General features: G+C 62.5%; 20 protein-coding genes. 11 read left to right on the forward strand and 9 right to left on the reverse strand.

The window, feature by feature from the left end:
* Positions 1-862 precede the first annotated feature (862 nt).
* Both HGK27_RS24400 and HGK27_RS24405 read right to left on the reverse strand, forming a co-directional pair.
* Positions 863-1,201, reverse strand: coding sequence for a hypothetical protein (locus HGK27_RS24400; RefSeq protein WP_206243433.1), 339 nt, complete (start codon positions 1,199-1,201; stop codon positions 863-865).
* A 37-nt stretch (positions 1,202-1,238) separates the two neighbouring features.
* Complete coding sequence (locus HGK27_RS24405; RefSeq protein ID WP_206243434.1) at positions 1,239-3,425, reverse strand: outer membrane beta-barrel family protein; 2,187 nt, start codon at positions 3,423-3,425, stop codon at positions 1,239-1,241.
* Between the two features lie 151 nt (positions 3,426-3,576).
* On the opposite strand from HGK27_RS24405, the gene HGK27_RS24410 reads away from it, so the two are divergent.
* Both HGK27_RS24410 and HGK27_RS24415 read left to right on the forward strand, forming a co-directional pair.
* Positions 3,577-4,290 (forward strand): response regulator, encoded by a 714-nt coding sequence (locus HGK27_RS24410; RefSeq protein ID WP_206243435.1) that lies wholly within the window; start codon positions 3,577-3,579, stop codon positions 4,288-4,290.
* Between the two features lie 11 nt (positions 4,291-4,301).
* The gene (locus tag HGK27_RS24415) at positions 4,302-5,675 is read left to right on the forward strand and encodes an ATP-binding protein (RefSeq protein WP_206243436.1); all 1,374 of its coding nucleotides are present in this window, start codon (positions 4,302-4,304) and stop codon (positions 5,673-5,675) included.
* Between the two features lie 29 nt (positions 5,676-5,704).
* Here HGK27_RS24415 and HGK27_RS24420 read toward each other — a convergent pair whose 3' ends face one another.
* From HGK27_RS24420 to HGK27_RS24435, 4 genes are all read right to left on the reverse strand, one after another.
* The gene (locus HGK27_RS24420) at positions 5,705-6,004 is read right to left on the reverse strand and encodes a PepSY domain-containing protein (RefSeq protein ID WP_206243437.1); all 300 of its coding nucleotides are present in this window, start codon (positions 6,002-6,004) and stop codon (positions 5,705-5,707) included.
* Between the two features lie 133 nt (positions 6,005-6,137).
* Positions 6,138-7,415, reverse strand: coding sequence for an iron uptake transporter deferrochelatase/peroxidase subunit (gene efeB / locus HGK27_RS24425; RefSeq protein WP_206243438.1), 1,278 nt, complete (start codon positions 7,413-7,415; stop codon positions 6,138-6,140).
* On the reverse strand, positions 7,415-8,545 hold the full coding sequence (locus tag HGK27_RS24430; RefSeq protein ID WP_206243439.1) for an NHL repeat-containing protein: 1,131 nt from the start codon (positions 8,543-8,545) through the stop codon (positions 7,415-7,417). Before HGK27_RS24430 ends, efeB begins: the two co-directional genes overlap by 1 nt.
* 11 nt (positions 8,546-8,556) lie before the next feature.
* The gene (locus HGK27_RS24435; protein WP_241127439.1) at positions 8,557-10,068 is read right to left on the reverse strand and encodes a carbohydrate porin; all 1,512 of its coding nucleotides are present in this window, start codon (positions 10,066-10,068) and stop codon (positions 8,557-8,559) included.
* Between the two features lie 306 nt (positions 10,069-10,374).
* Here HGK27_RS24435 and HGK27_RS24440 point away from each other — a divergent pair, with 306 nt between their 5' ends.
* From HGK27_RS24440 to HGK27_RS24450, 3 genes are all read left to right on the forward strand, one after another.
* Entirely contained in the window at positions 10,375-10,920 is a 546-nt protein-coding gene (locus tag HGK27_RS24440; protein ID WP_241127441.1) for a sigma-70 family RNA polymerase sigma factor, read from the forward strand.
* Positions 10,921-11,874, forward strand: coding sequence for a FecR family protein (locus HGK27_RS24445; protein WP_206243440.1), 954 nt, complete (start codon positions 10,921-10,923; stop codon positions 11,872-11,874).
* 181 nt (positions 11,875-12,055) lie between these two features.
* A complete protein-coding gene (locus HGK27_RS24450) occupies positions 12,056-14,449 on the forward strand; it encodes a TonB-dependent siderophore receptor (protein ID WP_206243441.1) in 2,394 nt (797 codons plus the stop codon).
* A gap of 310 nt (positions 14,450-14,759) precedes the next feature.
* Here the strand turns inward: HGK27_RS24450 and HGK27_RS24455 are convergent, their stop codons facing one another.
* Positions 14,760-15,965, reverse strand: coding sequence for an MFS transporter (locus HGK27_RS24455; RefSeq protein WP_206243442.1), 1,206 nt, complete (start codon positions 15,963-15,965; stop codon positions 14,760-14,762).
* A 135-nt stretch (positions 15,966-16,100) separates the two neighbouring features.
* On the opposite strand from HGK27_RS24455, the gene HGK27_RS24460 reads away from it, so the two are divergent.
* From HGK27_RS24460 to HGK27_RS24485, 6 genes are all read left to right on the forward strand, one after another.
* Positions 16,101-16,757 carry a TetR family transcriptional regulator gene (locus tag HGK27_RS24460; protein ID WP_206243443.1) on the forward strand — a complete coding sequence of 219 codons (657 nt, stop codon included), beginning with the start codon at positions 16,101-16,103 and terminating at the stop codon, positions 16,755-16,757.
* A gap of 67 nt (positions 16,758-16,824) precedes the next feature.
* A complete protein-coding gene (locus HGK27_RS24465; protein ID WP_206243444.1) occupies positions 16,825-17,976 on the forward strand; it encodes a Gfo/Idh/MocA family protein in 1,152 nt (383 codons plus the stop codon).
* 3 nt (positions 17,977-17,979) lie between these two features.
* A complete protein-coding gene (locus HGK27_RS24470; protein WP_206243445.1) occupies positions 17,980-19,158 on the forward strand; it encodes a dihydrodipicolinate synthase family protein in 1,179 nt (392 codons plus the stop codon).
* On the forward strand, positions 19,155-19,979 hold the full coding sequence (locus HGK27_RS24475; RefSeq protein WP_206243446.1) for a sugar phosphate isomerase/epimerase family protein: 825 nt from the start codon (positions 19,155-19,157) through the stop codon (positions 19,977-19,979). Before HGK27_RS24470 ends, HGK27_RS24475 begins: the two co-directional genes overlap by 4 nt.
* A 23-nt stretch (positions 19,980-20,002) precedes the next feature.
* Positions 20,003-21,268 carry a glycerate kinase type-2 family protein gene (locus HGK27_RS24480; protein ID WP_206243447.1) on the forward strand — a complete coding sequence of 422 codons (1,266 nt, stop codon included), beginning with the start codon at positions 20,003-20,005 and terminating at the stop codon, positions 21,266-21,268.
* A 43-nt stretch (positions 21,269-21,311) separates the two neighbouring features.
* Complete coding sequence (locus tag HGK27_RS24485) at positions 21,312-22,250, forward strand: SphA family protein (RefSeq protein ID WP_206243448.1); 939 nt, start codon at positions 21,312-21,314, stop codon at positions 22,248-22,250.
* Between the two features lie 335 nt (positions 22,251-22,585).
* Here HGK27_RS24485 and HGK27_RS24490 read toward each other — a convergent pair whose 3' ends face one another.
* Together HGK27_RS24490 and HGK27_RS24495 are read right to left on the reverse strand one after the other, a co-directional pair.
* Positions 22,586-22,777 (reverse strand): carboxylesterase family protein, encoded by a 192-nt coding sequence (locus HGK27_RS24490; protein ID WP_206243449.1) that lies wholly within the window; start codon positions 22,775-22,777, stop codon positions 22,586-22,588.
* Positions 22,778-22,807: 30 nt separating this feature from the next.
* Positions 22,808-23,131, reverse strand: coding sequence for a hypothetical protein (locus HGK27_RS24495; protein ID WP_206243450.1), 324 nt, complete (start codon positions 23,129-23,131; stop codon positions 22,808-22,810).
* Positions 23,132-23,167: the final 36 nt, after the last annotated feature.

Below are 23,167 nucleotides of genomic sequence, written 5' to 3' on the forward strand. Positions count from 1 at the left end.
AGTCCAGAATGTTACATTTATTGTGTTCCACAAAGTTGTTTATTCCCAATAATTGAAACATTAAATAAAAATAACATTTGTTCAGAAATAATAATAAGTTGAATACGCTTCAATGTGGTAATTTGGGTTGATAAGGAGTGAGGAGTTGTTGCTTTGATTCAAATATTGCTTTCGATTTTGACGATCTACTTGCGATAATCTTGGATTAAATGGGTGATTTTTACAGAAATATCCTTTGTTATCGGATCTTGTTTGGTGGAAGGATTTGTCGTTTTTGATCGTGGCTGGTGATTGCGGCCCGATGGTCGCGGATTGATAAGGATCCATGCTTGCAAGCGTGCCCGCTTCGCCTCGCCCTGAACAGGCGACCGGCCGAAGACCATAGGTCGGAAACTTAAATCGCCTTGCTCCTTCCCAACAAGAAGCCCGCAGCGCAGGCCTCAGCAGGGGCCAACAACCCCCACGCCGATGCCATCGCGACTCTCGTAGCGTTGCCTGCCCACATTCATCACATCGAGGCGCAGGGGCACGCCCGGCCCCTCCTTTGGGCTAGCGTATAGGTTGAACTGCACGGAGCCGGACAGCTGCGCGCCATGGGGGGCGTCGAGCCATCAGGCAGTTGCAGATATGCGCACAAGCCAGAACCTGCCGTTCCAGGCGCGATTGCCGTGCGGCCGGGCGAAGCAGATGAAACGCCATGCCCGATGGAGAGATGTTGCCACGCAACATGGCTTCTCGAGCAATGGGCTCTCTTGTGTTGGTGAGATCAAGGGTCGGGACTGTTGTGTTCTTGCTCTTGAGTGCCCGAGTCCCAGGAATCATCAACGATCACAAAGGACAGGCGTTCGAGCAGCACCAGTTTTCAGGGGGTTTCAGCATAAGACGGGCGGCGGATGTCAGTCGCGTGCCCTCCTGACGACGAAACCGCCATTGATCGGTTAAAAGCGCAATGCGCGCCAGCATATACAGTCAGCGGATTGCCCGCAGTGCCTATGCTTGATCCTGACGTGGCACAATAGCGCTTCTTGGTGATGCTTGCGGCATGTATCGGCACCACGGCCTTCCTGCCCGCCAACCTCGTGGCATAGCTGCTGCCCAGATCGAAAGTGGAATAGTTGGCGACAAATTCATGATTGAGCGCTTTTACGGCGCGAGGGATCACGCGGAAGGTGCCACCGGTCAGCTTCAAATCCTTCATCATCGGCGGCCTGTATTTGAGATGAGCAAATCTTTATCGACTATTTCTCATAATCGAATTTTTCAGCGGCTTTTTTCTTCGCACCCGCCAATGTCCATGACAGGCCGATTGACGCCACCAGCCCGCTCTGGCGGCGCAGCGTCACCTCCTGCAGGGTTGGCGTATCGACGATCAGGCCATCGTGACGGCTGGAGAAGACATCGGACACCGTGGCGGTCAGCGCCAGATTTTTGCGCAACTGATGGCGATACCCGAGATCCATGACCACATAGCCCCGGCGATAGCCTTGCGGGGTGAGCCGCTTGCCCGCTGTCGCCAGATTGATCTGGAGCGTGTCGGCCGCCGTCATATGCCAGTTGAGCGCGCCCTTCGCTTCATAGCCGAAGGTCGAGCGCGTGCCGGTAAAGCCCAGATTGGCCGCGTCGATCTGGTTGTAGAAGATGTTGCCGCTCAGCGTGTAGTCGAGCCCTTTCATCACCTTGCCCGCCGTCGCCACCTCAAGCCCGCCCGACAGGCTCTTGCCGAGGTTCTGCTCGGTGATCAGCACCACCGTCGGGCTGACCGGGGTGCTGGTGATGGTGAAGGCGTTGCGGGCGCTGCGCAGATAGAGGGTGGCGCTGCGCGATGTCGCGCCCTTGTCATAGCTCCACCCCGCCTCGAAGGACTGGATTTCCTGGGGCCTCAACCCGGGATTGCCCTGCCGCAGCGTGTAGGGGTCCTGCTGCACGAGATAGGGGTTGAGATCCTCGGGATCGGGCCGGATGACGCGCTTCCCGTAGCTCAGGCTCAGCGTCTGATGGGGGGACAGCTTGTCGGTGAGATGCAGGTTGGGATAGGCGCGGAAAAAGCCATAACCGCCGCGCTGCCCGCTGGTGATCTGGTGGGTGGTGATGTCGGCCTGTTCGAGGCGGACGCCCGCGAGCAGCGTCCAGGCACCGATGGGGCGCTCATACGAGCCATAGAAGGCATGGATCGTCTGGCCATAGCGGAAGATGTTGGTGAAATTTGTGTCCGGCAGCGCGGCTGCGCCCGCGGCGGCGGGCAGCGTCTGGCCATTGTCGAACAGCGTGTCATCACGCTGCAGGTTGTAGCCCGCGATCAGCTTGGCCGAGCCCGGCAGGCTGCCGACATATTCCGCGCTGATCTCCCGCGTGACCTGATTGCGATAGAGGTTCTGGTTCTGGAAGGTCGGGTCGGCAAAAGGCAGGATGGTGCTGTTGGTGATCGCGAAGCGCTGGCGCTCCCAGGTCTGCGCGCGCTGGGCGATCAGCGTGATGCCGTTGCGATTCGCTTCGGTGTCGTGATGATAGCGCAGCATGGCCGAGTTGGAGATTTCCTGCTCGCGTCCGGGCCGGTCTCGACCCGATTGGGACAGGCCGCTGTTCAGCCCCTCCGTGGCCGTCTCGGCGAAGGTCGAATGATCGGAGCGGGCGTTGTAGCTGCCTTCCGCGCTGATCCTGTCGACGTTGCTCAGATCGAGGTCGGCGCCCAGCGTGGCGATCTTGGCCAGCCGACTGTCGCTGGCGTTGCCCACAATGTGGCTGGTGGATTGCACGGCGCCGGTGGTGGCATCGGTCACCGTGCGATCATCGCTGAAATGGCGGACGCGCAGATCACGGCGCAGGGTCAGACCGCCATGCAGGCCCAGCTTGCCGATCTGCACGCTGCCGGTGCCGCTGAGGTTGAACCGCCCGCTGCTGCCCACGTTTGATTGCAGGCTGGCCGCATGGCTGCCGTTGCGGCGCTTGGTAATGATGTTGATGACGCCCGCCGATCCGTCCGGCTTGAAATTGGCGGGGGGATTGGTCAGCACCTCGATCCGTTCGATGCCATTGGCGCCCAGCGCCTCGAGCGCGGCGGCCCGGTTGGCATTGTTGAACTGCGGCGAAGGGCGGCCATCGACCAGGATCTGCACATTGCTGTCGCCGCGCAGGCTCAGATTGCCATCGACATCGACGCTGACGGAGGGAACATTGCGAAGCACATCGGCGACCGAGCCGGTGGTGGCCTGAAGATCGCGGGCGACGGCATAGGATTTGCGGTCGATCCCGGTTTCGACATTTGGCTGCTGCGCGCTCACCACAATGTCGGGCGCCATGGTGCCCGGGGATTGGTGAGCGGGCGATGTCGCCGTCTGGGCCAGCGCCGGGCTGTAACACGAAAAACCGCTCGTGCCGATCAGCAACCCGAGCGTTGAGACAAGGCGGGGGGAGGGGAGGAAGGCCATGGCTCGCTGCTAGCGCAGGAGGGCCGCGAAGGTGGTGTCGCAACATGTCGAGCCGGAGGAACTTTGTGTCCCAATGTGTCAAACCGCAGGCCGACATGATGTGACACCAAATAGTCTTCCGGTCCGCCCGGCAAACGGGCAGAGGGGGAGGGTGGACACTCAGGCACATCTCCTTGTCGTCGATGACGACCCCGAACTTCGCGCGCTGCTGGCGGTCGAATTGCGCAACGCCGGTTTCACCGTGGCCGCGGCAGCGGACGGGCCGACGATGCGCCGCGAACTCGATCGCACCAGCTTCGATCTCATCATCCTCGATCTCAACCTGCCCGGCGAAAGCGGCCTGACCCTGTGCCGCGATCTTCGCGCCACCAGCCAGATACCCATCGTGATGCTCACCGCGCGGGGCGAGCCGATCGACCGGGTGCTGGGGCTGGAAATGGGCGCCGATGATTATCTGGCCAAGCCCTTCGAGCCGCGCGAACTGCTGGCGCGCATCCGCAATGTGCTGCGCCGCTTGCGCACCATGCCCGTCAATCTGGAGCCGCTCTCGGCCAGCCGCGCGGCCTTCGCCGGCTGGACGCTGGACTTCGAACACCGTCAGCTCAGCGATGCGGATGGCCGTGTGACCATGCTTTCCGGCATGGAGTTCCGCCTGCTGCGCCTGTTCATCGATTATGCCAACCGCGTGCTTTCGCGTGAGCAATTGCTCAATCTGGGGGCGGTGCCTCAGGGCGATGCCAATGACCGGGCCATCGATCTGCAGGTCAGCCGGTTGCGCGCGCGCTTCGGGGCGCAGGGCGCGGAGTTGATCCGTACCGTGCGCTATGAGGGCTATGTGCTGGCCGCGGCGGTCACCCTCTCATGAGACTCTCGGCCTTGTTCGACAGCATGACCAGCCGGATTTTCGTGATCCTGCTGGTTGGCATCGCGGTGGCCGGAACGCTGGGCGTGGTCCTTTCTGAAACGCGGCGGGTGGCCGAGGTGCGGCACATTCAGGCCATCCGCGCCATCGAGCGCACCGGGCGCCTGTTGACCGAACTGGAAAGCACCTCGGTGGCCCGCCGGAGCCATGAGATGCGCGAAGCGCGGCGATTTGCCCGCATCGCCGGGGCGCAGGATGGCCCTGGGCAGGGCGACGCCGAGCTGACGGCGCTGCTGGCCGGGCAGCTTCCGCCGGGCGTTCAAGGTACGGTCGCCAGCATCCCGCTCGCACGATGTGACATTGCCCAGGATGGCGATCAGGACGAGGAGCATCACCGCGCCGACCGCCCGGTCAATCCGGTCGTGGCGCGGCAATGGAAAGAGGCCGTCACCGCCACCGATTGCTGGCGGATCGAGACACGCTTCTCCGACGGCAGCCGCTGGAGCCTGGTGACCGGGCCGCCCTCGCTGCTGCGTGCTTCCTACGGGCCCGATCCGGCCTTTCTGGCGGTGATCGCGGTGGCGGCAGCCTTGCTGGCCTTTGTGGTGGCGCGCACCGCCGGCGCACCCGTCCGCCGCCTGACCCGCGCGGCGGCCGATGTGCGGCCCGGGCCGGGCATGCCGATGCTGGCCGAAAGCGGACCGAGCGATGTGCGCAGCGCGATCCGGGCCTTCAACGGGATGCAGCAGCGCCTCTCCCACTATGCTGTGGAACAGACCTATATGATCGCGGCGATCACGCATGATCTGCAAACGCCGATGACCCGCCTTCGCCTCAAGCTGGAGCAGATGGAGGATGCGGTTTTGCAGAAGCGCCTGCTCAGCGATTGGCAGGCGATGCGCGCGGTGGTCGATGAAGGGCTGGAGCTGGCACGCAGCACCGGGCGCGATGAGAACATCGTCCTGCTCGACATCGATTCCCTGATCCACAGCATCGTGGAGGATGAGCGCGAGGCCGGGCATGTCGCCAGCTTCGATGAGGCGGCAGGGTGCGACTGGCGCTGCCAGCCGCAGATGCTGCGCCGCTGCATCCAGAATCTGGTCGACAATGCGGTGTATTATGGCGGCGGCGCGCATCTCTCCACTCATCGCGATCAGGGCGGGCTGGTCATTCTGGTGCGTGACGATGGGCCGGGCATTCCGGAGGAGCATCTGGAAACGGTGTTCGAACCGATGGTGCGGCTGGAGGACTCGCGGTCCCGCAGCACCGGGGGGACCGGGCTGGGGCTGACCATCGCGCGCAATCTGGCGCAAAGGATCGGTGCGGTTCTCACCCTCTCCAATGCGCCCGAGGGCGGGCTGGTGTGCAAGCTGCGCTTTGCCGCTTGATCCAGATGCTGCGGGTTTTGGCGAGCGCCTCAGTCGGGACGCTTGCCCTCCACGGCGTTTTCCAGAACAGTCCCGGTTTTGGCATCGACACCTACCTCATAGGTCTTGCCGCCGTTGGCGATGTCGAAAGAGTAGCGCAGGCCTGAGCCTCCCTTCTCCAGCTCAAGCTCCTCGTCAGTGATCTTGCCCGGTCGTGCCTTGAGCGCCGTAGCGCGGGCGATGGAGAGGCTCACCTTGGCACGGTGAGCCAGCTGTTCGCCCTTCATCGCAGCATGAGCACCAGTGGCAAGCAGACATCCGGCCGTGAGAGCGATGATGATCTTCCGCATTGTCCTTCTCCAGAGGCGGAATGCCTCGCGGAGTGTTTTACGCCCTGCCATATGCGCAGAAGCTGGCCCCAATGTTCGAAATTGCCAACCTGCAACCTCCACATCGGCGAGGATGAGGGAGCATCTCGCCGTATCAGGCAAACAATGTTTCTCCCACATATCCGCCTGCCCGCGCCCCCGGCGGGCACGCGAACAGCCCGCTGCCGATATGGGTGACGAACTGGTTCATCATGTCGAACTTGGCCATGTTCTCGAAGATTTTGACGAAGCCGGTGCGGGGATCGCGCTGCCAGGCCAGAAACATCAGTCCGGCATCCATCATTACGCCCTGACGCCATGGTGGCCAGCGCTCGGCGATATGGGCCACGCCATTGTCATAGGCATAGGCCCGGCGCAGAATCTGCGCGCCATCGTTGACTTGTGGAGCGCCCAGACGCGTATGGCTGTTTTCGGGGATCACCGGATTGCCATCGGCATCGACCGCATCCAGCCTGAGCGGCTCGAACTCATGGCTGCCACCCAGCGGCGCGCCTGACCGCTTGTGCCGCCCGACGACCTGCTCCTGAAAACCCAGCTTCATCCGGTCCCAATGTTCAAGTGCGATACGGATCGGGCGTGCCACCAGATAGGAACCGCCCTTCATCCAGCCGCCTTCATCACCCACCCACACGAACCTCCCCATGGCGGTGGCATCGCGCGTGTCCGGGTTCATCGTGCCGTCCTTGAAGCCCATCAGATTACGCGGCGTCTCGCCCGGCTTACCGCCGGCGCCAAAGCCCGTTTGAACCCAGCGTGGTTGCACCAGACCGTAACCCAGGCGGATCAGCTGCCGAACGGCATGCATGGCCACGGTGGCATTGTCAGCGCAGGCCTGGATGCACAGGTCGCCGCCGGTTTTTTCGGCCAGCAACTGGTCGCCGTTGAAACGTGGCAGGTCAATCAGTGCTTCCGGGCGGCGCGCGGCAAGGCCGAAACGATCGGTGCCATCCCTGGTGAACAGGCCTGCGCCGAAACCAAACGTCAGCGTCAGACGGGCAGGGCCGAGACCCTCGGCTTCCAGCGAATTGGCGGGGGGCTGATCGGCGGTGGCATCCCCCTCCACGTCCAGTCCGACGGTGAGGCGGGCGGCGGCCTGTGTCCAGCGGCGCAGCAGGTCGATCACCTCTTCGCGCTTCTCGGCGGTGACATCGAGCGCTGCGAAATAGAGATATTGCTGCGTGGGCGTGATGATCCCGGCCTGATAGCGGCCATAGAAGGGTTCGGAATGACCTTTGATCAATCCCGGTCCATGCATGATGCGTGGTGGCGTGGCCTGCGCGGCGGCGCCACCCGCCAGCGCAGCCACGCCGCCCAACAAACCCTGACCCAGAAACCCCCGGCGCGACGCACCGGATCCAGCTTTGTTCACCATCACCGCGAGGCCTTGACGAGCGTGTTCATGTCATCCTCCACATAGTAGAAGCCCGAGCCATCGGGCAGCAGCGCCAGCCCGAAGAGATCGCCATTGCCCGGGGGCGATTGTGCCTGATCATTGTCGATCCACTGCGCGTAGATCTGCTTGCCCGCCTTGGGATCGACCTCGACCACCTGCCCGTTCTTGCCATTGGTGACCAGCAGATGCTTTTCCGGCGTCCAGGCGATGGCCAGCGGCCACGCGAGCAAGCCGCCCTGCGTGACGACCCGGCCCGTGCCGCCGCTGTCACCCCGGGTGGAGGCGTGATCGATGGCGATGATCGTGTTCTCCTGCCCGTTGGTGGCATAGAGCGTGTCATCCTCGCCCAGTGCAAGGCCGGTGGGGCCGAAGAGGAAATTGTCGAGATCGGCGCGCTGGGCCAGACCGCTGGCCACCACCGTCTGGCTGGTGAGCACCGGCGGCTTGCCCTCGGGAATGGTCAGCTCGAGCCGCAGAACGGTGGCCTTGTGAAGCACCACGGGATAATGCGTCGCCGGGTCGAGCACATGGGGGCCGGGCACGTCGAAGCCGGCCATCGAGATGAACAGCGTGGCGCTGTCGCCCTTGTCGACCACCGCCATGTTGCCCCAAGGGCCGCTGATTGTCGGGCCCGACCAGGTGGCGACCAGTTTGCCATTGGGGTCGAGCACCAGCAGGCAGCCTTCGCCGCGCGTGGCGGTGGTGCCATCTTTCGAGGGCAGAGAGCCGACAATGACCCAGCCCGATTTCAGCATGGTCATCGCCGTGGTCAGCCCCACGCCGCCCGGGCATTGCGCCGTGTCACGCGGGATCTGGGCGAAAAGCGTGGTCTTCTTCGTGGCCGGATTGTAATCGACGATGGTGGTGCCAAGCCCTTGCAGATTAGCGATGTTGTTGAAATTATCGATCAGCACATCGTCCTTCTGGATCTTGCCTGCCGAGACGGGGGCAATGACCACGGCGTAAGGATTGACGTCGCCATTGTCAGGCGTAGTCAGCGCCAGCGTGGTGTGGCGATGCACCGTTTCCAGATAGCCCTGATGTTGGGCCAGCGCCGGGGTGGCAGTCAGGCCAAGACCGGCTGCCAACGTGAGAATGAGTTTGCGCATGGGGCGGCCTTTCACAGCAGGATGTTGGTGCGGATACCGACTACCACCTCGTTGCCGATGCGCGCGGTGCCTGCATCATTGGCCACGCCGCCGCCGGGGTTGAACACATATTGGATGTCGGGCTGGAGCTGCAGCCAGGGTGTGATCTGCCGCTGATAGGTCGCCTCGATATAGGTTTCGCTGGTGCGGCGCGGGTTGTAGCTGGCCGTGAAGAAGGCGGTGTCGCTGTCGAACTGGCTCAGGCTGGGGCTGACGCGGGCAAAGCCCATGCCGATGCCGATGGAGTCGTCGGTGCGATAGGGCAGGGGGTCTTTCAGGACGAAGCCGAGATTGGCGCTGTAGCTGATGGTGTTGCGGTCGGCGAAAGGCGTGCCCATGGCGCGGCCAAAGACGCTGAGCGTGCGATTGGGGTCCCTGGAAGAGCGCCAGATCATGCGGTCCATCACGCCATAGATGCCCAGATTGCCGCGATGCAGGCGTTGACTGCCGTCGCTGTTCGGATCGGCCAGAAGCAGGCCGTCGCCGCCGTAGCGGACATCGGCGAATTGCTCGCTGTCATACCAGACGCCGAGGCGGTAGGTGGCCGACAGCTTGGGCTTGGCATCTGGCGAGACCATGCCGCCGAGCGCCGGGGTGGTGTATTGCAACTCGCCCATCAACAGCGTGCCGTGCTTGAAGAAGGGAAAGCTGGTGCCCGAGGGATTCAATTGCTGCGCGTCGGCGCCCAGTGCCTGGGCTTGTGCGTTGCTCATATTGAACGGGCTGGAGCTGAAGGCGCCCAACTGGATCGCCAGCGCATTGACCGGGCGGTAACGCACTCGAATGCCCGGAGCCGAAAGCGGATAGGCGGGGCCACCGCCCGGCATATTGGCCGAGGGTAGCATCGGCCAGCCGAACATGGTGTTCACGAACATCAGCGCATTGGTCGAGACCATCCATTCCTGATCGAGGCTCTGCTGGCCCACGCGGATGTCGAGCCGGTCCTCGGGCAGCAGCTTCTGGTCGTACCACAGTTCCCACAGGCGGGTGGCGCGGTCGGACTCGATGCCGCTGGCGGTCTGCAGCGTGCCCAGATTGCGGGCCGACAGGTTGAGCCCGTGAAGCTGCAGTGCCGAGACGTTGAAGGTGCCGCCGTAATAGCCGAAAGCACGCTGCGAATTGACCTGCACGATTGCCTGGGTCAGTCCGTCGTAATCGAGGCTCTTATGCGTGCCGCCCGTCAGATTGCCCAGCGCCTCGCTGGTTTCCTGCACGGCGAAGGTGACGCCATGCTGTGCCAGAGCCTCGCGCAGGCCCCACATGTCGCCAAGCGCTCCCTGCTCACGCCGCCAGTTGTGGACGAAGGCAAGGGGATCACTGTCATGCTTGCCGTCAGCGTCCTCATTCACGGTGGTCATGATCGGCGGCGGCGCGGCATGGGCGCAAGAAGTCCAGAGTGAGGCCAGCGCGGTGCCTGCGGCGATGGCCGCAGACCATCGTCCCGCGCGGCAAGCCTGCCCGCGGACCAGAAGCCCTTGTTTCACGAATGTCTCCTACAATCCCTATGCGTTTTTTATATCGACTGATAGTCAGTCGCAATAGCACTGAGATATGTTGGGAAAATATAATGTTTGGACGGTGCTGTTCCGAATGCCGATCGGGCGAGCTGGAGTGAGCAAAGCCATGTCCCGATGCTCCAGACCCTGCAATGTGTGGCGCCAAACTTGGTAGCAAGAGAAGGGCCAGATGGGTGCCGGATCGTGTGGAGCCTGGATGCAAAAGAGTTGCAGATGGATTGCTAGTGATTATCAATACTCCTATCGCCTTCAGGATTCTTCCCCCGGTGGACTATGCTGTCTGCCGAAATGCCGATGGAAGCGTTGCAAGTGTCAGGTCTAAACCCGGTTGTTGATGTTGGCGTTCTTTATGAGGCGCATGGCCGATGGCTGCAGGGATGGCTTAGGGCCAAGACACGCTGTTCCAGCCGGGCCGCCGATCTCGCCCAGGATACTTTCTGCCGCCTTCTCGAGACGCCGCAAAACGTGGCTTTGCGCGAACCGCGAAACTATCTGGCCACACTGGCCCGGCGCATCCTGATTGACGACATTCGCCGCCGGGACATCGAGCGGGCCTATCTGGCAGCTTATGCGCTCGATCACGAAGGGAGCGATCCGATAACGCCGGAACGCATTGTCGAGGCGGTTCAACTGCTTGATGCCATCATGCGCTTGCTGGAAAAACTGCCCGAGAAAGCGAGAATCGCCTTCATGATGGTGCGCTTTGACGGGGAACGTTATGATGCCGTCGCCGCGCATCTGGGCGTTTCCGTGCGCATGGCCAAGCGCTATGTCGCCCAGGCGTATGTGCATTGCTACAAGCTCGCCTTTCCCGATTAAATGACACAGTCTCCGGCCCCTGATGTTATTGCCCGGGCAGCTGTCTGGGCCGCAGAATTGGCAACCGACGAGGCGACACCTGCCGATCGCGAGGCTTGTGACGCCTGGTGTCGGGAGCATCCGACCCATCGTCTTGCCATGGAGCGCATGCTCAAGCTCGACCTGGACATCGAAAGGCCGGATCGCGCCCAGCGCGGGGCTATGGATGTGCTTTTCAAACGCAAGTCGGTGCGCGCGCGCGGGATCGGCATTCTGGCGATGGGCGCCTGCCTGCTTGGTTGCGGGTGGTATGCCTCCGGGTCCATGGCGGTGCGCGCTCTCTTCCCGGATTATGTGACCGGTGCCGGTGAGCTACGCGCTGTCAGGCTTGCTGATGGCAGCACCCTCAATCTCGACACGAAAACCTCAATCGGGCTCAGCCGCCTTGGCGGCAAGCGGGGAGTGTTTCTTTTCGATGGGCGACTGCTTGCCCATGTTGCGAAGGATGCTTCTCATCCCTTTGTCGTCAAAACGCGCGATGGCACGGCGACGGCCTTGGGTACGGCCTTTACCGTCGAACGTCGTGACGATGCGACCTTGATCGTGGTCCTTGAGTCCAGAGTCCGCGCTTGCGCAGAGGGCTCCGGTTCGGACGCTTGCGTGGATCTTGTCCCGGGAGACCGCGCCAGTCTGAGAGGCGGTAAGGTTGTACGCCTCGGGCATGTGGAGCCGGAAGCGGCCGGACTTTGGGCCGAGGGTTGGCTTGCCGTTGACGATCGCCCGGTGAGCGAGGTGCTGGTTGAACTCAATCGCTACCGGGATGTGCCGGTTGCCTTTGATCGGGTTAGCATGTCGGGCGTGCGCGTTTCGGGAAGTTTCCCGCTTACCGATCCCGATCGTGCTCTGGATGGCATTCTGCGCTCGACGGGATTGCGAGCAAAACAGTCCGGCGGCCATATCGAGGTACTTCGCTAAAAAATTGTCGGTCCTAGGTTCCCGATTTCCGATCTCGTCCGTCCCCCCTGCAAAACCATCTCGAAACAGGGGTACAGACATGACAAGGGTTAGGGCGGCCTGCGGGTTCGCGGTTGCTGCCATGCTTTCAACCATGATGCCGGGGCAGGCAGTACAGGCACAAGGCACGGAGGGAATCCTCATGCTGGATCTTCCTGCCGGAACGCTGGGGCAGACGATTGCGCAGTTGGGGCGCAAGGCAGGTGTGATGATCGTCTTCGATCCGGCGCTGTTGCGCGGCCGGAACAGCGCGGGCCTGCACGGCGCCTATACGATGCGTGAGGCTCTGAGCCATCTTCTAGCCGGCACCCTTGTGGAGGCGCGCAGCGATGGTCATGGGGGCTATGTGTTGACGGCGGCTCCCGCGCCCGAAGCTCCACGCCGCCCAAAGCAGGTCGAGCATCATCGCAAGATTGCCATAGCACCCGGCCAGTCCGTGGCCCGGCCGCCGATGGAAGGCAGTGACGATATTCTGGTCATCGCGCAGCGCAGCAGTGCGACGATCGTGGCATCCGGGCACCAGATCTCGCTGCTCGATCGCGATCAGGTGGCAACGCAGAGGACAGCATCGGATACGCTTTCGACGATCCTTGCCAAGACGATCCCCGGCCTCTCCGATTCCTCGCATACCATCACCGATTACGGGCAGACCCTGCGTGGCCGCGGCGTGCTGGTGCTGGTTGATGGCGTGCCCTACAACACCAATCGTGAAAGCGCGCGTACGCTTGCCAGCGTGGATCCCGGCACGATCGATCGCGTGGAGGTGTTGCGCGGCGGTAGCGCGATCTATGGCAGCGGCGCCACGGGTGGCATCATCGCCATTGCCACGCGTCCGGCGGGCGGCCCTTTGCGCATCGAGACCGAAGTTGCGGCGACTTCGGCCCTGTCGCGCCTATCCGGCAGCGGGCTGGGCGGTCGCACACAGACCTTTGTCACCGGCTCGGTTGGCCGGGTCGATCTAGCGGTGAACGGAGGCTTCCAGAGAATTAGCGGCAGCTTCGATGGCGATGGCAATCGTCGTGCGCCGGAGCCCAGTCAGGGCGATCTTTATGACAGCAATGTCTGGAATCTGGGGGCCAAAATCGGCTGGCATCTTGGCAGCCAGCGCTATCTTCAGCTGTCCGGGACGCTTTATCGCGCGGATCAGCATACCGATTATGCCGCAGACCCTGCGCAGGGACGTCTGACCCCCGGAACGGCCATCGGTCATGCGCTGGGAGGCCTTGTGCTTGCCGATCAGAACCAGTTGCACAGTTCAACCGCCACCATCAACTATTCCGACCGCGACCTGCTGGGGAGCCGCCTGTCCCTGTTGGGCTATTATCGTGTGCTGTTCACGCGTTTCACGCCTTTCGATGCGCGTGCTGTCTCAACGCGCGGCAACAATGTCGATCAGGTGATGCAGAACAGTCGGGTGCTGGGCGCGCGTGCAACGATCGAGACGCTGCTGGGAACACGAACCTCGTTGACCTGGGGCGGGGACGTCAATCGCGAAAACAGCCATATGCCGGATGATATCTTCGATCCTGCCGCTTACGATCGGAGCGGTGGGCTGGTGTTCAACAGAACCGGGACGCTGATGTATATGCCGCCGCTCACCACGCTGACTTATGGCGGATTCCTGCAGATGCAGCATCGCCTTGCCCCGTGGCTGGCGGTGGATGGTGGCTTACGCTACGATAGGGCAAGTATCTCCTTCGACAGCTTTGTACCCTTGTCGCAATATCGCGCTGCGGTCCCTCAGACCATTCAGGGCGGATCGACATCCTATGGCGCCTGGACCTTCAATGGGAGCGCGACGCTCACGCCGGCAAAAGGGCATGACCTCTACGCCTCCTTCAGCCAGGGCTTTCAGCTTCCTGATGTCGGCTTGCAGTTGCGTAATGCAACGCCGGGTTTTTCGATCAACAACTCCGACCTGCAACCCGTCAAGATCGACAATTATGAGATCGGCTACCGCAGCGTAATGGGGAAGACCCGTGCTGGTCTTGCGCTCTTTCGCACTACCTCGCAATTGGGTGACGTCCAGAGCTTCAACAATGGCCTGACCCTGCTGCGTACCGCTGAGCGCATCAAGGGGATCGAGACGAGCATCGATGTCGGGCAGCCCAGCGATCCGGTCCGGGTTGGTGGCAGCGCGACCTATATGGTGGGCCGCGAGAGGGCGAGTGGCGCAACGAACTGGCAGGCTATGACCGGTTACCGGATTCCACCCTTTAAGCTCACCCTCTACATGGAGGTTGCGGCAAGCCAGCGGCTCGATCTGCGGCTTCAGGGACTGTTCGTGGGGGATCGGGACTATCGCCTCAATGGTGTGGCCAGTTACGGAAGGCGGGATGTCACGGGCTATGCGACTCTTGATGCAGTAGCGACGTACCGCCTTGACGAGAGGAATAAGCTCACTCTGGGGGTGGAAAATCTGCTCAATCGCCAATATCTGCCGCTCTACAGCCAGTTGCTGCGTAACAACCTCAACACCAGCCGCGTACCGGCGGCGGGCGCCACAGCGACGTTAAGCCTCAGGCACCGCTGGTAGACGGGCAGGGGTGGAATGTATTTGCTCACTCGTACTGGTGCTTTGTCGTGGTATCCGAAAAGTCCGCTCTCAATGCCGAGATGTGGCGTAGCCGACCATTGTTCATGGTCCCTTGGCGCGCAGTGGTGGACTCATTTGGGTTCGCCTTCGCCTTGCCAAGGTGCCAGTGGGGGCCAGCACGGTCTAAGATCCGTGCCGTCATGTCTCACCAAGAAGCCTGACAAACGGCAGATTGGAGCGCCGTGGCGAGGAAGGTCAGAAAATCCCCTTGCAAAGCTGGGGGGCATCCACACAGGCTCGCTATCGGCGCTCAGGCTGGAGCCACCAGACTCTTTTCACGTGCTTCTTGACCAACGGCCGCCAGCAGCGCCAGAAGAAGGGCACCGGCGGCCACCACAATTGCCATCGCCGAGCCGTAATGCCCATGCATATAACGCTCGGCAAGCCAAGCCTGAAGCGTGGCGTTGCCGGCGGTCAGCAGATTGCCCAGCTGATAAACCACGCCGGTAAAGGTGCTGCGCACATTGGCGGGCGCGATTTCGTTGAGATGGGCAGGCAGCACGCCAAAGGTGCTCTGGACGAGAAACTGCATGGCAAAGGCCATGGCGCCGATGGCGACAGGTCCGTTGACGGTGGCCCAGAAGGGCAGCAGCGCCAGCGCCGCCAGCGAGGCCACGATCAGCTGGCGCCGCCGCCCTATGATCTGCGACAGGCTGCCACCCAGCAGGCTGCCAAAGATCGCGCCGAGATTGTAAACCACCGCGATGGCCGAGATGGTGGTGATCGGCAGGCCATGCTGCACCCGCAGATAGGTGGGATAGAGATCCTGCGTGCCATGGCTGAAGGTGGAGGCCGCCGCCATCAGCAGGGTTGCCATCACGATCAGCCCGGCATGCTGGCGCAAGGTTGCGATCAGACCGATCTCCGCCGGGGCCGAAACCGTGCCCTTCTCCCAGGCCGGGCTTTCGGGCACGGAGCGGCGGATGTAGAAGATCAACGCCGCCGGGATCATCGTGATCATGAAGAGGCCACGCCAGCCCAGCCAGTGGAAGCCCAGCCCATAGGCCAGCGCCGCCAGCAGATAGCCCACAGGATAGCCGGCTTGAAGCAGGCCCGACACCATGCCGCGCCATTTGGCATCGATGCTCTCCATCGCCAGCGAGGTGCCGATGCCCCATTCGCCGCCCATCGCCACGCCGTAAAGCGAGCGCAGGGTCAGGAACATCCACAGGCTGTTGGCGAACCCGGAGGCAAAGGACAGCGCGGAAAACAGCAGCACATTGACCAGCAAGGTCGGGCGGCGGCCGAAGCGATCCGCCAAACGCCCGAAGATGTAGGCGCCCACCACCCGCAGGCCGAGCGTGAGCGTCAGCGCCCAGGTGATGCCGGTGATCGTGGTGCCGAATTCGCGGGCGATATCGGCCATGACGAAAATCAGGATGAAGAAATCGAAGGCGTCCAGGGCCCAGCCCAGGAAACATGCGATCACGGTATGCCGCTGCTGGGCAGGCGTCATGGCTATCCTCTCTCTGTCTTATCTTGGCCGGCAGGCTGACACGTCTCGGGGCGCTTGCCAACCAAAAAATAACTGAATGGTTATGCTATGACGAGATGCGTTGCATGCCGCCGCCGCTTGGCTAGAATGATGCACATGACAGCGCACACCATCCCTCCGAGCAGCACCTCATCCTCCCCTTCCGACCGGGAAGCGGCGGCGCGCGAAAGAATCCTCACGGCCGCCCTGCAGGAATTCGCCGAGCATGGCTGGGGCGGCGCGCGAGTTGATCGTATCGCGGAACGTGCTGATATCAATAAAAGAATGCTTTACGCTTATGTTGGCAACAAGCAGGCGCTGTGGGTGGCGGTGCTCGAACGGGTCTATGAAAGGATGCGGCAGGGGGAGCATCTGCTTCATCTCGAAGCGGCCTCCCCGGTGGATGGCATGCGCATGTTGATACGGTTCAACTTCCGCTTCCACCAGGATCATCCTGAATTTCTCTCAATGTTGAATGAGGAAAACCGGCAGAAGGCGGAGAATCTGAAAAATTCACGAAATGTCACGGAAATATACAATCCCCTGATTGTCGCTATCAAGGATTTGCTTGATCGCGGGCGCCAATGCGGCGACTTCAGGGGCAATGTCAGCCCTATTCAACTGTATATCTCCATTGCATCGCTCAGTTATTTCTATTTCTCGAATCGCCATACGCTTTCCACCATTTTCAATACCGATCTGGGTTCGGTCATGGCGACGATCGAGCGTGAAGATCATGTGGTGGAGGTGGTGATGGGCTATCTACGCCCCTGATCCTTGACAGGCTCAAAACCGAGAAGTAACCAGTCAGTTATTCCATAAGCACGGAAGAGGAACTGACATGGCACAAACGCGTCTTGGCATCATCATGCACGGCATCACCGGGCGCATGGGGTACAACCAGCATCTGGTCCGCTCGATCTGCGCGATTCGCGATTCCGGCGGCGTGGTGCTCCCCAATGGCGACACCGTGATGCCCGACCCGATCCTCGTCGGCCGCAATCTGGAGAAGGTGAAGGCCATCGCCGACAAGCATGGCATCGCCCGCTATGGCGCCGATGTCGATGCCGCGCTGGCCAACCCCGAGGACACGATCTTCTTCGACGCCGGTTCGACCAAGATGCGCGTCGAACTGCTGTCCAAGGCCATTGCGGCGGGCAAGCACATCTATTCCGAAAAGCCCATCGCCGAAACGCTGGACGAGGCGCTGCATCTGGCAAAACTGGCCCGCGAGGCTGGCGTGAAAAACGGCGCGGTGCAGGACAAGCTCTATCTGCCCGGCCTGCAGAAGTTGAAAATGCTCAAGGATTCTGGCTTCTTCGGCGAGATCCTCTCGGTGCGCGGCGAGTTCGGCTATTGGGTGTTCGAGGGCGACTGGCAGGCGGCGCAGCGCCCCAGCTGGAACTACCGCAAGGCCGATGGCGGCGGCATGATCCTCGATATGCTGCCGCACTGGCGCTATGTGGTAGACAATCTGTTCGGCAAAATCATCTCCTTGAGCTGCCTTGGCGTCACCCATATCCCCGCCCGCGTCGATGAGGCTGGCCAGCCCTACAAGGCCGATGCCGACGATGCCGCCTATGCCACCTTCGAGCTGGACAATGGCGTGGTGGTGCAGATGAACTCTTCCTGGGCCACCCGCGTGAAGCGCGACGATCTGGTGACCTTCCATGTCGACGGCACGCTGGGCTCGGCGGTGGCGGGTCTCACCCGCTGCGTCACGCAGCATCGCGTCAACACGCCGCGCCCGGTGTGGAACCCGGACCAGCCCCAGATCATGGCCTTCGAAACGCAGTGGGAAGAGGTGCCCGACAACGCCACCTACGACAATGGCTTCAAGCTGCAGTGGGAGGATTTCATCCGCCACGTGGTGGCCGACACGCCGTGGAAATTCGACCTGCTGGAAAGCGCCAAGGGCGTGCAGCTGGCCGAGCTGGGCTATCAAAGCTCGGCCGAGCGCCGCTGGATTGACGTACCGGCGCTGGAGATCTGAGCCATGGGGCGTATTATCCTGCCCAATGCGGACGGCAGCCTGTCCGCTTTCAGCACCAGCGTGCCCCGGGCCTTTGCGCCCCCCACGCAGCCCTTCAACCGCATCGCTTTTTCCGCCGGCCATGTCGTGGCCCAGCCTCTGGTCGAGCAGGACCCTTGGGTCGATGCGAAAATCGACTGGGATCGCACCATCGCCTTTCGACAGCACCTGTGGGGGCTGGGGCTGGGCGTCGCCGAAGCCATGGACACCGCCCAGCGCGGCATGGGGCTCGACTGGGCAACCTCGCTCGAACTGATCCGCCGCTCGGTCGATGCTGCGCAGCATTCGCCCGGCGCGCTGATCGCCAGCGGCGCGGGCACCGACCATCTGATGCCGTCGCCGGGCGTCACGCTCGACACGGTAATCGGCGCCTATGAGGAGCAATGCGAGGCGATCGAGGCGCTGGGCGGGCGCATCATCCTGATGGCCTCGCGCGCGCTGGTTCAGGCGGCCAAGTCGCCCGAGGATTACGCCAGGGTCTATGATCGGATCCTGTCGGGCGTGCGTCAGCCGGTTATCCTGCACTGGCTGGGCGAGATGTTCGATCCCGCGTTGGAAGGCTATTGGGGCGCAAGCGATCACATTGCGGCGATGGACATTGCGGTGGACATCATCACCCGCAATGCCGCCAAGGTGGATGGCATCAAGATCTCCCTGCTCGACAAGGACAAGGAAATCGCGATGCGTCGTCGCCTGCCGCCCGGCGTGCGGATGTATACCGGCGATGATTTCAACTATGCCGAGCTGATCGCCGGGGATGGCGTGGGCGAAGAGAACCATGGCAAGTCCGACGCGCTGCTGGGGATTTTCGACGCCATCGCCCCGGCGGCCAGCGCCGCCCTGAGCGCGTTGACCAGCGGCGACCTGGCAAGCTTCCATAATATTCTGGGCCCGACGGTTCCGCTTTCGCGCCATATCTTCAAGGCGCCCACGCGCTTCTACAAGACAGGTGTGGTGTTCATGGCCTATCTTAACGGCCATCAGGACCATTTTACCATGATCGGCGGCCAGCAATCGGCCCGTTCCGTGCTGCATCTGGCCGAGCTGTTCCGTCTGGCCGATGATGCCGGGCTGCTGATGGACCCCGATTTGGCCATTGCCCGCATGAAGCCGGTGCTGGCAGCGCAGGGAATTTCTGCATGAGTGCGGCCCCTCAACCCGGGCTGTCGCTCAACACCGCGACCGTGCGCGAGGCCTGGTCGCTGGAGCAATGCATCGACGGCTGCGCCCGCCACGCCATTCCCGGCATCTCGCCATGGCGTGACAAGCTTCACGAGATGGGGGTGGCCAGGGCGGCCATCGCCATCCGCGATGCGGGGCTTCAGGTCTCGGGCCTGTGCCGGGGCGGCATGTTCCCCGCTGCTGACGCGGCGGACCGCCTTGCCGCCATCGAGGACAACCGCCGGGCCATCGAGGAGGCCCACGCTTTGGGCGCCCGCTGTCTGGTCATGGTCTGCGGGGGCCTGCCGCAGGGCTCGCGCGATCTGCCCGGCGCGCGGGCCATGGTGCGCGACGGCCTCGCCGCCATCATTGAGGACGCGCGCGCGGCGGGCGTCACCATCGCGCTCGAACCGCTGCATCCCATGACCTGCGCCGACCGCTCGGTGCTCAGCACGCTGGGGCAGGCGCTGGATCTGTGCGACGAGATCGGGCCCGGCATGGGCGTTGCGGTCGATGTCTATCACGTCTGGTGGGACCCGCAGGTGGAAGCGCAGATCGCCCGCGCGGGCCAGCGCATCGCCGCCTTCCACACCTGCGACTGGCTGGTGCCCACCACCGATCTGCTGCTCGACCGTGGCATGCCCGGCGATGGCGTGATTGACATTCGCGGGTTGCGCGAAAAGGCGCAGGCGGCGGGCTTCGACGGCCTGCTGGAGATGGAAATCCTCTCCACCGCCTGGTGGCAGCGCGACCCCGACGAGGTCTTGGCCCTGTGCAAGGAGCGCCACGCGGCTTTTTGCTGAAGCCCTCTCATAAGGAGGTTCGCATGAACACAGGTTCTAATCCCGACGCTCTGCTGAGGGGCATGTTCGGCGCGGCAGTCGAGGCCGCGCTGCCCGTCGCGGGCATGGCGCGGGTGCTGCCCGCGCATGACGGGCCCATTCTGGTGCTGGGCGCGGGCAAGGCGGCGGCCTCGATGGCCGCAGCGCTGGAAGCGAGCCTGCCCGATGCCGATCTGACCGGTCTGGTGGTGACGCGCTATGGCCATAAGGTGCCGACCAGCAGGATCGACGTGGTCGAAGCCTCGCATCCGGTGCCCGATGCAGCGGGCGAGGCGGCGGCACAGCGCATTCTCGATCTGGCCAAGGGCGCCACGGTCGAAACGCTGGTGGTGTTTCTGATCTCGGGCGGGGCCTCCGCGCTGCTGTCGCTGCCCGCGCCGGGGCTGACGCTGGCCGACAAGCAAGCGGTCAATGTGGCGCTGCTGAAATCGGGCGCCCCCATTTCGGCGATGAACGGGGTGCGCAAGCATCTCTCGGCAATCAAGGGCGGGCAGCTGGCGGCCGCCGCCTTCCCCGCCAGATCGGTGACTCTGGTGATTTCCGATGTGCCGGGGGACGATCCCTCCGAAATCGGCTCCGGCCCCACGGTGGCCGACCCGACCACCTTCGCCGATGCGCTGGCCACCATCGAGCGCTACAACCTCAACCTGCCGCCCTGCGTCATCCGCCAGCTCTCGAAGACCTGGCCCGAAACCCCCAAGCCGGGTGACGAACGCCTGCGCGAGAGCGAAGTCCATATCGTCGCCTCGCCGCAGATGGCGCTGGAAGCGGCGGCGGGCTTTGCGCGGGACCATGGCATCGAACCGGTCATTCTGGGCGACGCCATCGAGGGCGAGGCCAGCGAGGTTGCGGTGGAGATGGCGCGCGATGCCCTGTCGCGCCGCCCGGCAAAACCGCTGGTGCTGCTCTCGGGCGGCGAAACCACGGTGACAATCCGGGGCGAGAGCCATGGGCGCGGCGGGCGCAACAGCGAGTTTCTGCTGGCGCTCGGCCTGGCCCTCGATGGCGCGCCGCATATCCATGCCATCGCCTGCGACACCGACGGCATAGACGGCAGCGAGGACAATGCCGGGGCGATCATCGGCCCGGACTTCCTCGCCCGCTGCCGCGACAGAGGCGTGGACCCGCAGGCCAGCCTTCAGCGCAACGATGCCTATGGCGTGTTCGAAGCGCTGGGCGATCTGGTGATGACCGGGCCGACGTTGACCAATGTGAACGATTTTCGCGCGATCCTGATTTTACCCGACTGATAAAATACAAAATTCAAAAATAATCATACGAGGAGAGGATATCATGATGCTTGGAAGGGCAGCCTTGCGGCTGGGCGCGTTCTGTGTGAGCGCCATCGCCATACATGTTTCACCGGCTTTCGCGGGCGAAGGCGCCACGCCTTATCTGCCGGGCGCCACCATCGGCATCCCCAAGGGCCTGCCGCCCGCCGATGGCATCACCATCTCGACCAAGGTGCTGTTTCGCCCCAACAAGATCTATGACGGCAACGGGCATGACACCGGCGCCCGCGCCGACCTTATCCTCAACACGCCGACGATCATGTGGGCGCCGGGGGTCAAGCTGCTGGGGGGCACCTATTCGGTCTATGCCATCCAGCCGCTGTCCTACCGTGTGGTGACCAGCGGCGGGGTGCAGCATCAGGCCGCAGGCGCCTTCAACACCGAGATTTCGCCCTTCAATCTTGCCTGGAATGCCACCAAATCGCTGGGCATTTCGACCGGCGTGCTGGTTTTCCTCAACGATTCCGCCTTCAAGCGCGACGGGCCGGTGCATATCGGCAACAATTACTGGACCGTCGAACCCTCGATCGGCGCCACTTTCCACAAAAAGGGCTGGATGGTCTCGGTGTTCAGCGTGGTGGACATCAACACCACCAACAACGACTATGTCGGCGCTCTGAACACCATGGGCAAGCATTACCATTCGGGCACATCGGTCTATGTCGATTACACCATCGCGAAAAAGCACAAGAATCTGACCTATGGCGTCGCGGGCTATTGGGGGCATCAGCTGGCCGATGACACGGTCGATGGCGTGGCCGTACCTGCCACCGCGACGCGCGCTCAGGGCAACCGGCTGGAGCAGTTCGCCGTCGGCCCGGTGCTGGGGCTGGATGTGGGCAAGCTGAATTTCGCGGCCTATTACACCCATGACGTGGTGCATCAGCAGGCGATTGCGGGCGATGCCTTCTGGTTTAGAATTTCCGCCAAGATCAAATAGCGCTACAAAAGCTCAACGCTGATCGGCGACCAACACGCCGATCCGGAGCAGCGACAAGACTCCCAACGAAAAGAATCTCAGAGTCTAGCTAGGTCATTTGACCCACGAGCGCCTTCTTTGTCAGCGGGGAAGGGGGGCTCCCTTTGTGCAGAGGGACATCTCAACCACCAAGCGGTCGTGATCGGATGACGCCCCTTGAACCTTGAACCGCGCCGGTTTTGCTGGAGGGGGCAATCCTTAAGTGCTGAATGAATGGAAGGCCGCTTTGGGCGATCCCATCTGAGAGCTTGTATGTCGGCTTAGTTAGCGCATGCAGCGAGAGAACTCCTCGCTAGTTACCATGCATTCTGCGTATCGTAGAATTTCTTCCAGAACGCGATTTTGGCCGGATCTGCAATCGGGATTGTGCCGAAATGGTCGCCCAATTCCATCACCTGCGGTTTGTCCGCACTCCACGCCGGCCATGTAGGAAGTCCCGGCCCGTTTGGGTTACCGTTGGTGATGATGTTAGCCCAATAGGAGGACATCGTTTCCGCAATACGGTGATCCTCTTGGGTTCAGGGAGCCTTTACAGCATCGAGGCTATTGAAGGCATAGGGAATTTCGGAGCCGTGAAAGGCTCCGCGGATATCGTGCCCGGGGCCGGGAATGGCATGGGTCCAAAAATAGGTATGTAAGGGCAGTGGATCGCCCTTGCGCCAAAGCGTGCCCCACAGCCAGGTCGAGATCCGTGAATTGTCGCGCGCCGAAGCATTGTTTTGCAAGGCAGCTTCATCGTCATTCCCAGCTGGGTAGAGGCGCAGGAATTCATCGGCGAGGTTGCCGAATTTACGCCTTGCTCCTGCCTGGAACTGCGACAGTGTTACGGCGACCTGGGGCATTCCGCCCCTCGGCGGTTCAGTTCGGGAACGCAATAT

Source organism: Novosphingobium terrae (genome assembly GCF_017163935.1).
Classification (GTDB): domain Bacteria; phylum Pseudomonadota; class Alphaproteobacteria; order Sphingomonadales; family Sphingomonadaceae; genus Novosphingobium; species Novosphingobium terrae.

What these genes read in the sequence shown, in the direction of transcription:
- HGK27_RS24460 (WP_206243443.1), top strand. Translation starts at nt 16,101, where the DNA reads ATGACAGCGCACACCATCCCTCCGAGCAGCACCTCATCCTCCCCTTCC.
- HGK27_RS24440 (WP_241127441.1), top strand. Translation starts at nt 10,375, where the DNA reads ATGCTGTCTGCCGAAATGCCGATGGAAGCGTTGCAAGTGTCAGGTCTA.
- efeB (WP_206243438.1), bottom strand. Translation starts at nt 7,415, where the DNA reads ATGGTGAACAAAGCTGGATCCGGTGCGTCGCGCCGGGGGTTTCTGGGT.
- HGK27_RS24475 (WP_206243446.1), top strand. Translation starts at nt 19,155, where the DNA reads ATGAGTGCGGCCCCTCAACCCGGGCTGTCGCTCAACACCGCGACCGTG.
- HGK27_RS24490 (WP_206243449.1), bottom strand. Translation starts at nt 22,777, where the DNA reads ATGTCCTCCTATTGGGCTAACATCATCACCAACGGTAACCCAAACGGG.
- HGK27_RS24495 (WP_206243450.1), bottom strand. Translation starts at nt 23,131, where the DNA reads ATGCCCCAGGTCGCCGTAACACTGTCGCAGTTCCAGGCAGGAGCAAGG.
- HGK27_RS24430 (WP_206243439.1), bottom strand. Translation starts at nt 8,545, where the DNA reads ATGCGCAAACTCATTCTCACGTTGGCAGCCGGTCTTGGCCTGACTGCC.
- HGK27_RS24445 (WP_206243440.1), top strand. Translation starts at nt 10,921, where the DNA reads ATGACACAGTCTCCGGCCCCTGATGTTATTGCCCGGGCAGCTGTCTGG.
- HGK27_RS24470 (WP_206243445.1), top strand. Translation starts at nt 17,980, where the DNA reads ATGGGGCGTATTATCCTGCCCAATGCGGACGGCAGCCTGTCCGCTTTC.
- HGK27_RS24405 (WP_206243434.1), bottom strand. Translation starts at nt 3,425, where the DNA reads ATGGCCTTCCTCCCCTCCCCCCGCCTTGTCTCAACGCTCGGGTTGCTG.
- HGK27_RS24465 (WP_206243444.1), top strand. Translation starts at nt 16,825, where the DNA reads ATGGCACAAACGCGTCTTGGCATCATCATGCACGGCATCACCGGGCGC.
- HGK27_RS24455 (WP_206243442.1), bottom strand. Translation starts at nt 15,965, where the DNA reads ATGACGCCTGCCCAGCAGCGGCATACCGTGATCGCATGTTTCCTGGGC.
- HGK27_RS24480 (WP_206243447.1), top strand. Translation starts at nt 20,003, where the DNA reads ATGAACACAGGTTCTAATCCCGACGCTCTGCTGAGGGGCATGTTCGGC.
- HGK27_RS24400 (WP_206243433.1), bottom strand. Translation starts at nt 1,201, where the DNA reads ATGATGAAGGATTTGAAGCTGACCGGTGGCACCTTCCGCGTGATCCCT.
- HGK27_RS24485 (WP_206243448.1), top strand. Translation starts at nt 21,312, where the DNA reads ATGATGCTTGGAAGGGCAGCCTTGCGGCTGGGCGCGTTCTGTGTGAGC.
- HGK27_RS24420 (WP_206243437.1), bottom strand. Translation starts at nt 6,004, where the DNA reads ATGCGGAAGATCATCATCGCTCTCACGGCCGGATGTCTGCTTGCCACT.
- HGK27_RS24450 (WP_206243441.1), top strand. Translation starts at nt 12,056, where the DNA reads ATGCTGGATCTTCCTGCCGGAACGCTGGGGCAGACGATTGCGCAGTTG.